Genomic DNA, 13,776 nt, shown 5'->3' with positions numbered 1-13,776 from the left:
TTCGGTTAGAAACTGCTCTGCATCTTCACCCCCAGCACCCACGCATCATCGACCTCGCTGACACCCCCCGGATCCCGCACGTACTGAATGTTCGGGCGAATCACCAGCCAACGGGTGGCGTGGATGCCGTAGTACAGTTCGGCGTCGTACTCGTTGCCCTGCAAGGGTTGGTAGCCCGGGTTGTCGTAGTCGGTCTGCTGGTTCGCCGCATTGACCAACCGCTGGTTGTCGCGAAAGCGCGAATTGGTATGGATGCGCGCCACGCCAAAGCCGATATCGTCCTGCGGGCGGGCGTCGAACAAGCCTTTGTAGGTGAGCCCGGCCTGGAGGAAGTGCCCGACCTGGCTGGTTTCCCGGTCCGGTACCGTGACGTTGGCGAATAACGACAGGCCGCGCTGCGGGTCGCCGTCGTGGGCGGTCAGCTGCTGCTGGGCGACCAGCCAGTAACCGTACTTGCTGTCGCGGCTTTGCAAGGGGCTGTTCACATCGCCCGGGATTTCGCGGCTATGCACGTCGTCGGCGTCTGCGCTGCTGTAGTAGGCACCGACCCGATACTCACCCGGCAACTGCCGGAAGGTGGGCTTCCACACCAGCTCCACCGGCAGGATCACACCCTTGCCACCGCTGAAGTTGAGCTTGAAGCCATTGCCCGTTTCCAGCAGCGACGGGTTGTGCTCGAACACGCCGACCTGGGCGAACAGCTCCGGTGTCAGTTGGTACTTCACCCGCCCGCCCCACTGCGCAATCGGCCAGTTGTACCAGGTGTTGGCGCCTGCCCAGTTGCCCATCTGCGAACCGCACAGGGCCAGGTTCTGGAAATCGCAGGGGAAGCTGTTGAAGTCTTCGCCTTCACCGAAGCGGCCGAACTTGAGGTCGAGCTTGCGCTCGAAGAATGACTTGCTGATCCACATCTGGGTCAACCGCCAGGTCTGCCCCCTTCCCCAGACCTCCTGGTTGGAGGAGTACATGGGCGCCCTTGGGTCGCTGATGCGGTCGTTGGAGATATTGCGGCCTTCGCGCTCGGTGATGGCCAGCTTGAAGGTGGCGTCTTCCCAGCCCAGGATCTTCTGCAGGTCGAGCTTCGCGCCCAGGGTGAACTGGCCGCTCCAGCGTGCGGTGTGGTCCTGGTCGTAACCGCCGTGGGCGTTGTAGCCCAGCTCGCCGACATAATCGAGGGTAAAGTCGTAGCCCTTCTCCAGCAGCTCGCTGCGGGCCCCGCCCCAGTCCCCGGTCATGCCCGGTGCATTCGGGTCGAACATCCCGCCAGCCTGGGCTGCCTGGCTCCCCGCCAGGGTCAGGCTGGTGAACGCGATACCTTTGAGCCAGGCGCAGGCGTGCCCGCCGCGCAAATCAGCGTATTTCATCGTGTATGGCCTCTTGTTTTTATTGTGTGTGTTGCCCATCGCCGGCAAGCCGGCTCCCACAGGTACACCACAGGCTTTGAAATCAGTGATCACCCTGTGGGAGCCGGCTTGCCGGCGATGAGGCCAGTTGCTTCAAAGCAGCTCTTGCAGCTCCGGCACCGCTTCGAACAAGTCAGCCACCAGCCCGTAGTCAGCCACCTGGAAGATCGGCGCCTCTTCATCCTTGTTGATCGCCACGATCACCTTGGAATCCTTCATCCCTGCCAGATGCTGGATCGCACCAGAGATACCGACAGCAATGTACAGCTGCGGCGCAACGATCTTGCCGGTCTGCCCGACCTGCATGTCGTTGGGCACGAAGCCTGCGTCGACCGCGGCGCGCGAGGCACCGACGGCGGCGCCAAGCTTGTCTGCCAGGCTGTACAGGTGCTTGAAGTTGTCACCATTGCCCATGCCACGGCCGCCGGAAACGACAACCTTGGCACCGGTCAGCTCGGGGCGGTCGGACTTGGCCAGTGCTTCACCCACGAAAGACGATCTGCCAGCGTCATGGACAGCAGCGACGACCTCGACCGAAGCCGAACCACCTTCGGCGGCGACCGCGTCGAAACCGGTGGCACGCACGGTGATGACCTTGACCGCTGCGCTCGATTGCACGGTAGCAATGGCGTTGCCGGCGTAGATCGGACGTTTGAAGGTGTCGGCCGATTCAACCGAAATGATCTCGGAGAGCTGGTCGACGTCCAGCAGCGCAGCAACGCGCGGCAGGATGTTCTTGCCGTTGCTGGTGGCCGGGGCCAGCACGTGGCTGTAGCCCTTGGCCAGCTCGACGATCAGCGGCGCGACGTTTTCCGGCAAGACGTGGGCGTAGGCGGCGTTATCGGCCACCAGCACCTTGGCCACACCCGCGATCTTGGCAGCGGATTCGGCGACGCCACCAACGTTCTGGCCTGCGACCAGCACGTGCACATCACCACCGATCTTGGCGGCTGCAGCGACAGTGTTCAGGGTAGCCGGGGCAACGGCACCGTTTTCGTATTCAGCGACAACCAGGATAGTCATTTAGATTACCTTCGCTTCGTTCTTCAGCTTCTCGACCAGTTCGGCCACCGACTTGACCTTGATGCCCGCGCTGCGCGCAGCCGGTGCTTCGACTTTCAGGGTCTTGTTGGTGGAGGCGAGCGATACGCCCAGCGCGTCTGGAGTAAAGGTCTCCAGCGGCTTCTTCTTGGCCTTCATGATGTTCGGCAGCGACGCGTAGCGCGGCTCGTTCAGGCGCAGGTCGGTGGTGACGATCGCCGGCAGGTTCAGCGAAACGGTCTGCAGGCCGCCGTCGATTTCACGGGTGACGTTCAGCTTGTCGCCAGCCACTTCAACCTTGGAGGCGAAGGTGCCTTGGGCGTAGCCGGTCAGCGCGGCCAGCATCTGGCCGGTCTGGTTGTTGTCACTGTCGATGGCCTGCTTGCCGAGGATGACCAGCTGCGGCTGCTCTTTGTCGACAACGGCTTTGAGCGCCTTGGCCACGGCCAGGGAGTTCAGTTCATCGGCGGCTTCGACCAGGATGGCACGATCAGCACCCAGCGCCAGCGCGGTACGCAGCTGTTCCTGGGCAGTGGTCGGGCCGACGGAGACAACTACGATCTCGCTCGCCACGCCCTGCTCTTTCAGGCGCACGGCTTCTTCCACGGCGATTTCGCAGAACGGGTTCATGGACATCTTGACGTTTGCCAGGTCGACGCCGGAGTTGTCCGTCTTGACGCGGACTTTCACGTTGTAGTCGACCACTCGCTTGATTGACACAAGGACTTTCATTGCAGTGTTTTCACCTTTGCGATGGGTTACTTGACGATGGGAAGCTTGGAACGATCGAGGGTGAAGGCCACGGCGATGATCAGGATCACGCCGAAGACGATCTGCTGGGCGAACACGCTGATGCCGACGAAGGTCATGCCGATGCGCACCACCGACACCAGCAAGGCGCCGACCAGGGTGCGCCACACGCTGCCGACGCCGCCGGTGAGCGCGGTGCCGCCGACCAATACGGCAGCAATCGCCGGCAGCAGGAACTCGTTGGCCAGGGTCGGCGAGCCGCTGGACAGCCGCCCGGCCATGAGCACCCCGGACAACGCCGCCAGCCCGGCCGACAGGGCGAACGTCAGCACCTTGATGCGGTTGACGTTGATCCCCGAGGCCCAGGCGGCCGGCTCACCGGCCCCCACGGCATTGCCGAAGCGGCCGAAGGGGGTCTTGCGCTGCAGGAAGATGCACAGCGCCAGCACCACACTGGCGACCAGCACTTCATTGGGGATGCCGGCCGTCTGCCCGGTCACCCAGCCGAACCAGGCATCGCGCTGTGCGCCATCGATATTGATGGTGCGATTGCTCGACACCAGCATGGTCAGGCTGGTGACCACCCCGCCGATCGCCAGGGTGACGATGAACGACGGGATGCGCAGCCAGGTATGCAGCACCCCGCTCAGCGCCCCGGCGGCGATACCCGCCAGCAGCCCGATGCCGAAGGCCCACGGGCCGAAGCCTGGCAACAGCAGCGCGACCAGCACGCTGGCCATGGAGGCCACGGCCTGGGACGACAGGTCGATGCCGCCGATCAGCAGCACGAAGGTGATGCCCGTGGCCATGATGAACAGCGTGGCGGTGTCGGCGAGCAGCCCTAGCACGGCGCCGGGGTGGATGAAGCCGGGGTCGTAGCCGGCGATCAGGGCCACCAGCAGGATCAGCGCCAGCAGCGGCGCCTGGGTGCGAAAACCATTGAGGATGATAGGCATCGTTGTGCTCTCTCAGACCATGTACTGGATCAGGTCGACCTGCTTGGGCTTGGCCCCCGGCAGGCATTCGAAGGACTGCGCCACGTCGCCATCGCGCATCACCAGGATGCGGTGGCTCAGGCCGATCATTTCCTCCAGGGTGTCGGCGGTGAGGATCACCGACACGCCCTCCTCGGTGATCTCGCGGATCAGCTGGTAGACGTCTTCCTTGGCGCCCACATCCAGCCCGCGGGTGGGGTGGTCGAGGATGAGGATGGTCGAGCCTGCGTTGCGCCACTTGGCCAGCACCACTTTCTGCTGGTTGCCGCCGCTGAGGTTGAGCAACAAGGCATCGGGACCTGGGGTCTTGATGCTCAGCCGCTTGATCCAGCTTTCGGCGAGGCTGCGCTCGTGCTTCTCGTCGAGCAGGCCGGCGCGGGTGACCTGGCCGATCCGCGCCAGGGTCATGTTCTGCGCCACACTGAGCATCGAGACAATGCCTTCGATCTTGCGTTCACGCGGGATGTAGCCGATCCCGGCGCGGATCGCCGCCGCCGGGCCACCGCCGGCCAGGCGCTTGCCATGCACCTCGATCTCGCCGCTGCTTCTGGGCAGCAGCCCGGCCAGCACCCGGCACAACTCCTCGCGCCCCGAGCCGATCACCCCGGCAATGCCGAGGATCTCGCCGCGATGCAGGTCGAAGTCGAGGCTGGCGAAATGGCCGTGCAAGGCCAGCCCGCGCGCCGACAGGACGACCTCGGGCAAGCACGCCTTCTGCAGCGATTCACGGTAGAACTCGGCCTGCAGCGAACGGCCCACCATCAGGCTGTGCAGGCGTTCCTTGGAGGCTTCGGCGGCCGGCATCTGCGCCACCACTTCACCGTCCTTCATCACATACACCCGGTCGCTGAGTTCGAGCAGTTCATCCAGCCGGTGCGACACGAAGATGAACGAAGCACGGGATTTGAGCTGCCGCACCAGGCGGAACAAGGCGTCGATCTCGCGCTGCTCCAGTACCGAAGTGGGTTCGTCGAGCAGAATCACCAGGTGGCCCTGGCAGCGCTCCTCCAGCGCCAGCGCCTTGGCCAGCTCGATCATCTGCCGCTGGCCGAAGCTCAGCTCGCTGCACAACATGCCCGGGTCGATGTCGAGGTTGACCTTGGCCAGTTGCTGGCGCGCCGCACGGTGCAGTTTTTTCCAATTCAGCCAGCCGAAGCGCGAGAATTCGTCTTCGCGGCCCATGAAAAGGTTTTCCGCCACCGAGAGGTTGGGCAGGATCGACTGCTCCTGGTAGACCATCGCGATGCCCTGCGCGGTGGCACCGCGTGGACCGTCGAGGACGATGGGCTGGCCATCGAGCTCAAGGTGTCCTTCATCGGGTTGGTAGACCCCGGTGAGGATCTTCATCAGGGTCGACTTGCCGGCACCGTTCTCGCCGATCAGGCCGACCACTTCGTGCTTGCGCACTTCCAGGTCGATGCCCTTGAGCACAGTGACGCCGTTGAAGCGCTTGGTGACATTGTTCAGGGTGAGCATGGCAGGGTTCCTCACTTGACGACCCGTGCCTTGGCACGGTCGAGGGCGATGGCGACAGCGGCGATGATCAACACCCCCTGCACGCCTTGCTGGACATAAGGTGCAACGCCCATCAGGACCATGCCGTTGCTCACCACCACCACGATCAGCACGCCCAGCAAGGTGCCCAGCGGGCTGCCGTTGCCACCGGCCAGCGAAGCGCCACCGACCACGATGGCGGTGATCGCGGTGAACAACTGGCCCTGGGCGATCAAGGCGTGCCCCTGACCGAACTGCGCGACCGCCAGGATCGCCGCCAGGCCATAGAACGCGCCGGCCAAGGCGAAGATGCAGATACGCGTGCGGTTGACGTTGACGCCGTTGAGCTGCGCCAGGTCCTCGCCTCCGCCAATGGCCAGGGCGTGGCGCCCCAGCACGGTGTGGCGCGAGATGAAATGCGCGACGCCCAGCGCCAGTACCACGATCCACACCGACAGCGGCAGGCCGAGCAGCCGCTGCAAGGCGATCGCCCGCACGTCCATGTCCAGCACCCGCACGGTGTTGCCTTGCAGCAAGGCCGTGGCCAGGCCGATGCCGACGAAGCCCAGGCCCAGGGTGGCCATGAACGACGGGATACGCAGCTTGACCTGCAGCAGGCCGTTGAGCAGGCCGGTGCCGGCGCCGACCACAATGGCCACCGGCAGGGCCCACAGGCCAAGGCTGTGGGCATTGAGGTTGTTGCCCACCAGCAAGGCGAAGCACACGGCAGCGACCGCGACCACGCCTTCGACGGACAGGTCGATGCTGCCCATCTGGATGACGAACATCCCGCCCAGTGCCATCAGCAGCGGGATCGAACAGGTGGTGGCGATGCGCACCAGGTTCATCGGGTCGAAGAAGTTGCTGTTGATCGAACCGATGAGCAGGCCGATGAGCAGTAACACAAGCAGTGACGAAAACCGTCGCAGGCGGGCCATGACGATAACTCCGGAAAACAGGCAGTAGGAAACCCTCGGCGTGCAGCCTTGCAGGCTGGCCGAATGACAAAAACGCAAGGGGTCAGGAGGTGTAGCGGATAGGCCCGGCGACACGCCCCCAGAAATCATTCACGTCCACCTCGGGCGTGGATTTGAAGTGGCTGGCGTAGAACGCCTCGACATTGGCCTTGGTAACCAGCTGCGGGCGCACGTAGAACTCGCGGTGCTCGTGGGGTTCCTTGGCCGGGTCGATGCGCCCGGTCTTGGCCGCGTGGCCGAGGGCCAGGCCCATGCTGCCGAGCCAGTAAGGGTCCAGGCTGGTGGTAGCGATGTACTCGCCGGTGCGGATCGCCTCGACGGCCTGCTCGATGCCATCGATGCCCACCACCGGGATCATCCCGGCCAGGCCTTCGCCGCGCAGCGCTTCCAGCGCGCCCATGCCCATGTCGTCATTGGCGCACCAGATGCCCTTGATGTCGCTGTTGAAGCGGGTCAGCCAGGACTGCACGATGGGAAATGCCTTGTTCGCGCTCCAGTCGGCAGGCTGGAAGTCCAAGAGGGTGATGCCGGGGTACTTCTTCAGCGCGGCTTCCAGGCCACTGCGCCGGCCGATGGCCGCCACGTTGCTGAGAATGCCGCCCAAGGCGACGATGCCACCGCTGCCGCCCATGGCTTCGAACAGCTCGGTGGCCACCGCCTCGCCCACGGCCTGGCCGTCTTCGGAGATGTGCGCCACCCAGTAGGGGCTGTAGTCCCAAGGGTGCATGTCGTCGGGCTTGTTCCACACGGTGGTGACGTACACCCCGGCCTTGACGCACTGCTCGATGATCGCGCGGGCATCGGCGGAGTCGTTGGGTTCGATGTTGAGGATCAGGTTGCCTTCGGTCTTGGCGATCAGCGCGCGGATATCGGCGATACCCTTCTGGCTGTTGCCCTCGGTGACCAGCGGCGAGTACGGCAGGTTGAGGCTGGCCGCATAGGCCTGACCGCCGCGGTTGTAGATCGCGTGGTAGGGGTTGGTCAGGGAGCGGAATGAGTTGGAGAACGTCAGCGTGGTCTGCGCCCAGAGCATGCTGGGCATCATCGCCGCCACGGCACCGACACCGGCAAGGCCCGCTGCACCGACCAGCAGCTTGCGCCGGGTGATGTCCAGCGGGCGGGTGGAATCATTGTTGTTGTTCATCTGGCCTCCGGGTGCAAGGCACCGGGTGAGTACTGCCTGTTGTTTTTATGTAACCAACTAGTTATTTATAAATCTAACGCAGCGAGGATGCAATCACTAATGTTTGGCTTGGGTTGAAAGGGGGTGTTGGCAGGTCTGGCCCTATCGCCGGCAAGCCGGCTCCCACAGAGGACGGTGCCGTACCTGTGGGAGCCGGCTTGCCGGCGATAGGGCCACAGCAGGATTCAGACTGCCTTGTGCAGCTCCCCACGCTCACTGCGCACCTGCACCTCGGAAGGCGCCAGACTGCGCCCAAGGATCAAGTCGGCCCCCTTCTCGGCAATCATGATCGACGGTGCATTGGTATTGGAGCTGACCAGCCGTGGCATCACTGAAGAGTCAACCACCCGCAGGCGCTGCACGCCCCGCACACGCAACTGCGGATCGACCACCGCCATGGCGTCGATGCCCATCTTGCAGGTACCCACCGGGTGATAACCGGTGCGCCCGCAACGCCGTGCGTAGTCTTCGTAGTCGGCCTGGGTGCGCACGCTGTCGCCGGGGAAATGCTCAGCCTTGATGTAGCGGCTCAAAGACTGCTGGGCCATGATCTCGCGGCTGAGCTTGATGCCCTCGACCGACACGTGCAGGTCATAGGGGTCGCTGATGTAGTTGGGGTCGATCAGCGGCGGCTGCAGCGGGTCGGCGCTGCGCAGGCGCACGCTGCCGCGGCTGCGCGGGCGCAGGAAGTAGGAGTTGAGCGTGCAACCGGAGCCGGACGGCACCGGCGGGATGCCCGCCTCCACCCCGGCACCGGGCAGGAAGTGGAACTGCAGGTCCGGCACGCTGGCGCGCGAATCCCCGTACCAGAAGGCGCCCGCCTCGGCGATGTTGGAGGTGACCGGGCCCTTGTTGAACAGTTTGTACTCAAGCCCGGCCATCAGCATCATGTGCGGCTTGGCGTACTTGTCCAGGCTCTGCGATCCCTTGAGTTCGTAGACGATGTCGATGTCGAAGTGATCCTGCAGGTTCTGCCCGACCCCGGGCAGGTCCTGCTTGACCTCGATGCCCAGGCGGTTCAGTTCCTCGGCCGGGCCAACCCCCGAGAGCATGAGGATCTTCGGCGAACCAATGGCCCCGGCCGCCAGCACCACTTCGCGCTCGGCAGCGACGAAGCGCACCTCGCGCGAACCGCTGCCCTGCACATACTCGACCCCGGTGGCCTGGCCGTTCTCCACGCGGATGCGGGTTACCAGGCAGTCGGTCTGGATGGTCAGGTTGGGCCGCTGGCGAGCCTTGCTCAGGTAGCCCTGGGCAGCGCTGCAACGGCGTCCGCCGCGCTGAGTGACCTGGTAGGCACCACAGCCTTCCTGCCGCGCGCCGTTGAAGTCGGCGTTGTAGGGAATGCCTGCTTCCTGGGCGGAACGGATGAAGGCCTTGGTCACTTCGTTAACGCTGATCAGGTCGGACACCCCCAGCGGGCCTTCGGTGCCGTGGTACTCGTTGGACAGGCGCTCGTTGTCCTCGGCCTTGCGAAAATACGGCAGCACCTCGCGGAACGACCAGCCACGGCAGCCTTCCTCCTGCTCCCAGTCGTCGTAGTCCTTGGCATTGCCGCGGGTATAGACCATGGCATTGATCGAACCGCCACCGCCCAGCACCCGGCCTTGCGGGTACAGCACCGAACGGTTGTTCATGGTGCCTTGGGCCACGGTGTCGAAGCCCCAGGTCAGCGGGCCGCCGGTCATCTTGAAAAAGCCCACCGGCATGTGGATGTAAGGGTTGGTATCGGCAGGTCCTGCTTCGAGCAGCAACACCCGCACCTCGGCCTGCTCGCTCAGGCGCGCCGCCAGCACACAACCGGCGGCCCCCCCGCCGATAACGACATAATCGTACATGCTTGTTATCTCCGATCTTGTTGTACTGCTGTCGACGTTCAGGCGCTGACCCAAGGCGTACGGGCACCCAACTGCACGTGCACGGACTTGAGCTCAGTGTACTCCTCTACCCCATAGCGCCCGGCCTCGCGGCCGATGCCCGACTGCTTGAAGCCGCCGGACGGCAACTCCGGCCCGCCAGCGATGGTGGTGTTGACCCAGACCCGGCCGGCCTTGATCTGCCGCGTGGCCTGCAGCGACGTTTCCAGGTTGCGGCTCCAGATGCTGGCCGCCAGCCCGAAGGGCGTGTCGTTAGCCAGCGCCACGGCCTCGTCGAAGCCGTCGAAGGCGGTGATGGTCAGTACCGGGCCGAAAATCTCTTCCCGGGCGATGACCATCTGCGGGGTGACATCGGCGAACACGGTCGGCTGCAGGTACATGCCGGTCGGCGAGTCGATGCGCTGGCCGCCACGCAGCAAACGTGCGCCTTCCCGGCGGCCCTGCTCGATGTAGCCCAGCACCCGCTCCAGGTGGCGGGCCTCGGTGATAGAGCCGACCTGGGTGCTTTCGTTCAGCGGGTCGCCGATGCGCACCTTGTCGATCAAGGCGCAGATCTTCTCGGTCAACGCCTGCTCCACCGAGCGCTCGACGATCAGGCGGCTGCCGCTGACGCAGCATTGCCCGGCATTGAAGCAGATGCCGAAGACGATCGCGTCGGCGGCCGCGTCCAGGTCGGCATCGGCGAACACCACCTGCGGGTTCTTGCCGCCCAGCTCCAGGGCGACCTTCTTCATGTTGCCGGTGGCCGCCGCCATGGTCAGGCGACCGACTTCGGTGGAGCCGGTGAACGACACCATGTCGACATCGGCATGCGTGCTGATCGCCTGGCCAAGCACCGCGCCTGGGCCGGTGAGCACATTGAGCACGCCGTCGGGCAGGCCGGCTTCCTGCATCAGCTCAGCCAGCATCAGGGTGGTGCCGGAGGTGAGTTCGCTGGGCTTGGCCACCACGGTGCAGCCGGAGGCCAAGATGAAGGGCAGACGCTCCGCGAGAATGAAGAACGGGAAGTTCCACGGCGTGATCAGCCCGACCACACCCACCGGCTCCCGGGTGACCAGGCCGAGCAGGTTGTCGCCCAGGTTGTTGAAGCTGTCGCCGTGCAAAGCCTGGGCTTGCCCTGCGGCATATTCCCAGACGCCTGCCGCGCCCAGCACCTCGCCACGGGACTGGCTGATCGGCTTGCCGGTTTCAAGGGTTTCCTGCAACGCCAGTGCTTCGCTGTGCTGGCGGATCAGTTCGGCGGTACGCAGCAGGACACCCGCACGATACGCGCCACCCGACCGGGCCCACGTGCCCTGGTCGAATGCCCGGCGCGCGGCGGCCACCGCCTGCTCCACATCGGCGACGCCGGCAGAGGGGTAGACGCTGACCGGCACTTCATGGGACGGGCTGCAGCGGGTGACCTGGCCGGTCGCCGATCCTTGGGTCCAGCGGCCGTCGATGAACATCTCGAAACGGCGCGGCTGCTGGGGCGGCGCCAGGCGTGGCGTATTGTCATTGTTGTTCACGGGAAACATCCTCAGTACAGCGTTTTTATTCTGGCAAGCCACCTGGACTGCACCTGGCAAGTGGCTGCCGGCTCGATATTTATAACTAACCGGTTGTTTACATACAAGCACCGGGCTAAGCTTTGTTTGTCAGCCTTATGCCCCCGCGGCTAAGCTCATCGCCCTTAACGCCGCAGCCATTGATCTCTGCGTCAGGAAGTACAGCACTCAAGCTCTGGAGAGCGTTTTACATGCCCAGCAAAGCCACCGAAGAGGCCACCGTACGCCCCACCCGTGATTCCGAAGCGACGCGCTTGAGAATCCTCAACGCCGCCAAGGTCGAATTCGCCAAACTGGGGCTGGCCGGTGCACGCATCGACAGCATCGCGCTGCGCGCCAAGTCCAATAAACGGATGATCTACGAGTACTTCGGCAACAAGGAGGGGCTGTTCGAAGCGGTCCTCGAATCGGCCTATCAGGACATCCGCCAGGCCGAACGCAAACTCAAGCTCGAAGAATTGGAACCGGTGGAGGCGATCACCCAACTGGTGACCTTCACCTGGAAGTACTACCTGAAAAACCCGCACTTCCTGACCCTGGTCAACAGCGAGAATCTGCACAAGGCCGTGCACCTCAAGCGCTCTCAGGAAAAGATGCAGCAGATGCACGCACCGATGGTCTCGATGGTCGCCGAGATCCTCGCCCGCGGCGAGGCCCAGGGCGTGTTCCGCGCTGGTGTGGACCCGGTGCAGCTGAACATCTCGATCGCGGCGATCAACTACTACTACCTGAACAACCGCTTCACCGGCGAAATCATCTACGGCTTCGACCTGATGTCGCCCGAAGCCCTGCAGGCGCGGATCGACTTCAACGTGCAGACCATCCTCGGCATGCTCCGCCCAGACTGACGCCCACGGCGCGCGCAGCCCCTCCCGGCCATGCACGGCGCCGCGAGGGGCTACCCGGCTCACGCCAGGCCCGCCACTTTGACGTCGCGCACGATCGGCGTGAACGCCATGCGCTGTAGCACATCACGCTCGATATCCACGCCGCGGGCCACTTCGATCAGCTCGATGCCCTCAGGCAGCAGACGGAACACCGCACGCTCGGTCACGTACAGCACTTCCTGGCCGGCGCGTACCGCCTGCGGGCCACTGAAGGTGATGTGACGCACCTGCTCGACCAGCTTCGGCACCTCGCCGCGCCGCTCGATCTGCAAGGCATCGCCGACCTTGGCGACATCCAGCCCCTTGGCTTCGAAGGCCCCGCAGAACACCACCTTGCGCGCGCCCTGGGTGATATCGACAAAACCTCCGGGACCGACCAGCGTGCCGCCCAGGTTGGACACGTTGACGTTGCCCTGCCCGTCCATCTCGCCCATGCCCAGGAACGCCAGGTCGACGCCGCCGCCACTGTAGAAGTCGAACTGGTCCAGCGAAGTGACGATCGCCTGCGGGTACTGCGCCGCGCCGAACATCGCGCCGCCCATCATGCGGCCGTTGTGGATGCCCTGCTCGATACTGCCCCAGTAGCTGTCCTGCAGGCCGCGCTCGGCCAACAGCGAAGGGATGCCGCCGGGGATGCCGAAACCGAAGTTCAGCGACATGCCAGGGACGAATTCATTGGCCGCACGGGCGGCGATGATGCGCCGGATATCGTCGGCCATGGGCGCTTCGCTGCGCGCCGACTGGGGCAGGCATTCACCGCTGATCGCCGGATCGTAGTCGGCGGCCACGCACTGGCGCTGATCCTCGACCACCACCACTTCATCCACCAGCACGCCAGGGATGCGCACCAGCCGCGCCGGCACGAAGGCGGTGTCGCTCAGGCCGCGCACCTGGGCATAGACCTTGCCGCCGCTGTTATGCGCCGCCAACGCCAGGGCGTAGGCATCCAGGTCCGCCGCTTCGTGGCACAGGCTGATGTTGCCGCTCGGGTCGGCCAGGCTGCCGCGCACGATCGCCACATCGACCTTGAACGGCTTGTAGCGCAGGTAGTCCTGCCCGTCGATGCTCAGCCGCTCGACCAGCGCTTCGCAGGCACTGGCGTTGCATTTGCCCCCGGCGACCTGCGGGTCGGCGAAAGTGCCCAGGCCGATATGGGTGATCAGCCCCGGGCGGCCAGCGCCGATCTCGCGCATCAGGCTCATGATCGCCCCGGCCGGCAGGCTGTAGGCCTGGATCTGCTCGTTGCGCGCCAGCGCCTGCATCTTCGCCGACCAGCTCCAGTGGCCGCCGATCACCTTGCGCACCAGGCCTGGGTGGGCCAGGCGCTCCAGGCCGCTGCCGCGCCCGTCGCCGATACCCAGGGCATGCACCAGGGTCAGGTCACGCGGGTGGCCGGTGCGCAGGAACGACGCTTCGATGGCCGCCAGCAAGGCGTCCGGCTCCAGCAAGGTACCCGACCCACAGATGGCCACGGTCGCGCCATCGGCTATCCGGTTGGCGACATCCGCAGCTGATGTACAGCTTCTTTTCATTGTTGTTTTCCTCATCGATTGCCCGGTCACGGGCCAATCCTGGTGTGCAATTGAGGGCTTGACGGCCTGCGCAAGGGCGCATTAAATAAA

The 13,776-nt window shown here is 64.6% G+C and carries 11 protein-coding genes; 1 reads left to right on the top strand and 10 read right to left on the bottom strand.

Annotated elements, in window-relative coordinates; all coding sequences use genetic code 11:
• Positions 1–5: 5 nt before the first annotated feature.
• From ACIPZB_RS08765 to ACIPZB_RS08725, 9 genes are all read right to left on the bottom strand, one after another.
• Positions 6–1,364, bottom strand: a complete 1,359-nt coding sequence (locus ACIPZB_RS08765) for a carbohydrate porin (protein WP_400639863.1) — start codon at positions 1,362–1,364, stop codon at positions 6–8.
• Positions 1,365–1,496: 132 nt separating this feature from the next.
• Positions 1,497–2,426: an electron transfer flavoprotein subunit alpha/FixB family protein gene (locus tag ACIPZB_RS08760; protein WP_400639862.1), complete on the bottom strand. Its 930-nt coding sequence runs from the start codon at positions 2,424–2,426 to the stop codon at positions 1,497–1,499.
• Entirely contained in the window at positions 2,427–3,176 is a 750-nt protein-coding gene (locus ACIPZB_RS08755; RefSeq protein ID WP_400639861.1) for an electron transfer flavoprotein subunit beta/FixA family protein, read from the bottom strand. It abuts the gene before it with no gap.
• A 26-nt stretch (positions 3,177–3,202) separates the two neighbouring features.
• Positions 3,203–4,150, bottom strand: coding sequence for an ABC transporter permease (locus ACIPZB_RS08750; protein ID WP_400639860.1), 948 nt, complete (start codon positions 4,148–4,150; stop codon positions 3,203–3,205).
• A gap of 12 nt (positions 4,151–4,162) precedes the next feature.
• Positions 4,163–5,665, bottom strand: coding sequence for a sugar ABC transporter ATP-binding protein (locus tag ACIPZB_RS08745; RefSeq protein WP_400639859.1), 1,503 nt, complete (start codon positions 5,663–5,665; stop codon positions 4,163–4,165).
• An 11-nt stretch (positions 5,666–5,676) separates the two neighbouring features.
• On the bottom strand, positions 5,677–6,621 hold the full coding sequence (locus ACIPZB_RS08740) for an ABC transporter permease (RefSeq protein ID WP_008090463.1): 945 nt from the start codon (positions 6,619–6,621) through the stop codon (positions 5,677–5,679).
• A gap of 82 nt (positions 6,622–6,703) precedes the next feature.
• The gene (locus ACIPZB_RS08735) at positions 6,704–7,804 is read right to left on the bottom strand and encodes a sugar ABC transporter substrate-binding protein (protein WP_400639858.1); all 1,101 of its coding nucleotides are present in this window, start codon (positions 7,802–7,804) and stop codon (positions 6,704–6,706) included.
• A 224-nt stretch (positions 7,805–8,028) separates the two neighbouring features.
• Positions 8,029–9,681 carry a GMC family oxidoreductase gene (locus ACIPZB_RS08730; RefSeq protein WP_400639857.1) on the bottom strand — a complete coding sequence of 551 codons (1,653 nt, stop codon included), beginning with the start codon at positions 9,679–9,681 and terminating at the stop codon, positions 8,029–8,031.
• Between the two features lie 38 nt (positions 9,682–9,719).
• A complete protein-coding gene (locus ACIPZB_RS08725; protein ID WP_400639856.1) occupies positions 9,720–11,237 on the bottom strand; it encodes an aldehyde dehydrogenase family protein in 1,518 nt (505 codons plus the stop codon).
• 221 nt (positions 11,238–11,458) lie between these two features.
• Here ACIPZB_RS08725 and ACIPZB_RS08720 point away from each other — a divergent pair, with 221 nt between their 5' ends.
• A complete protein-coding gene (locus ACIPZB_RS08720; protein ID WP_008090459.1) occupies positions 11,459–12,115 on the top strand; it encodes a TetR/AcrR family transcriptional regulator in 657 nt (218 codons plus the stop codon).
• A 59-nt stretch (positions 12,116–12,174) separates the two neighbouring features.
• Here ACIPZB_RS08720 and ACIPZB_RS08715 read toward each other — a convergent pair whose 3' ends face one another.
• Positions 12,175–13,686: a CoA-transferase gene (locus ACIPZB_RS08715; RefSeq protein ID WP_400639855.1), complete on the bottom strand. Its 1,512-nt coding sequence runs from the start codon at positions 13,684–13,686 to the stop codon at positions 12,175–12,177.
• Positions 13,687–13,776: the final 90 nt, after the last annotated feature.

Origin of the sequence: Pseudomonas sp. NPDC089396, from assembly GCF_044749545.1 — a bacterium.
GTDB lineage: Bacteria > Pseudomonadota > Gammaproteobacteria > Pseudomonadales > Pseudomonadaceae > Aquipseudomonas.
This window is presented reverse-complemented; position numbering and strand designations above follow the sequence as displayed.

Excerpts from the sequence above, each read along its gene's own strand:
- ACIPZB_RS08760 (WP_400639862.1), bottom strand. The coding sequence starts at position 2,426 with ATGACTATCCTGGTTGTCGCTGAATACGAAAACGGTGCCGTTGCCCCG.
- ACIPZB_RS08745 (WP_400639859.1), bottom strand. The coding sequence starts at position 5,665 with ATGCTCACCCTGAACAATGTCACCAAGCGCTTCAACGGCGTCACTGTG.
- ACIPZB_RS08735 (WP_400639858.1), bottom strand. The coding sequence starts at position 7,804 with ATGAACAACAACAATGATTCCACCCGCCCGCTGGACATCACCCGGCGC.
- ACIPZB_RS08730 (WP_400639857.1), bottom strand. The coding sequence starts at position 9,681 with ATGTACGATTATGTCGTTATCGGCGGGGGGGCCGCCGGTTGTGTGCTG.
- ACIPZB_RS08720 (WP_008090459.1), top strand. The coding sequence starts at position 11,459 with ATGCCCAGCAAAGCCACCGAAGAGGCCACCGTACGCCCCACCCGTGAT.
- ACIPZB_RS08715 (WP_400639855.1), bottom strand. The coding sequence starts at position 13,686 with ATGAAAAGAAGCTGTACATCAGCTGCGGATGTCGCCAACCGGATAGCC.
- ACIPZB_RS08740 (WP_008090463.1), bottom strand. The coding sequence starts at position 6,621 with ATGGCCCGCCTGCGACGGTTTTCGTCACTGCTTGTGTTACTGCTCATC.
- ACIPZB_RS08750 (WP_400639860.1), bottom strand. The coding sequence starts at position 4,150 with ATGCCTATCATCCTCAATGGTTTTCGCACCCAGGCGCCGCTGCTGGCG.
- ACIPZB_RS08755 (WP_400639861.1), bottom strand. The coding sequence starts at position 3,176 with ATGAAAGTCCTTGTGTCAATCAAGCGAGTGGTCGACTACAACGTGAAA.
- ACIPZB_RS08765 (WP_400639863.1), bottom strand. The coding sequence starts at position 1,364 with ATGAAATACGCTGATTTGCGCGGCGGGCACGCCTGCGCCTGGCTCAAA.
- ACIPZB_RS08725 (WP_400639856.1), bottom strand. The coding sequence starts at position 11,237 with ATGTTTCCCGTGAACAACAATGACAATACGCCACGCCTGGCGCCGCCC.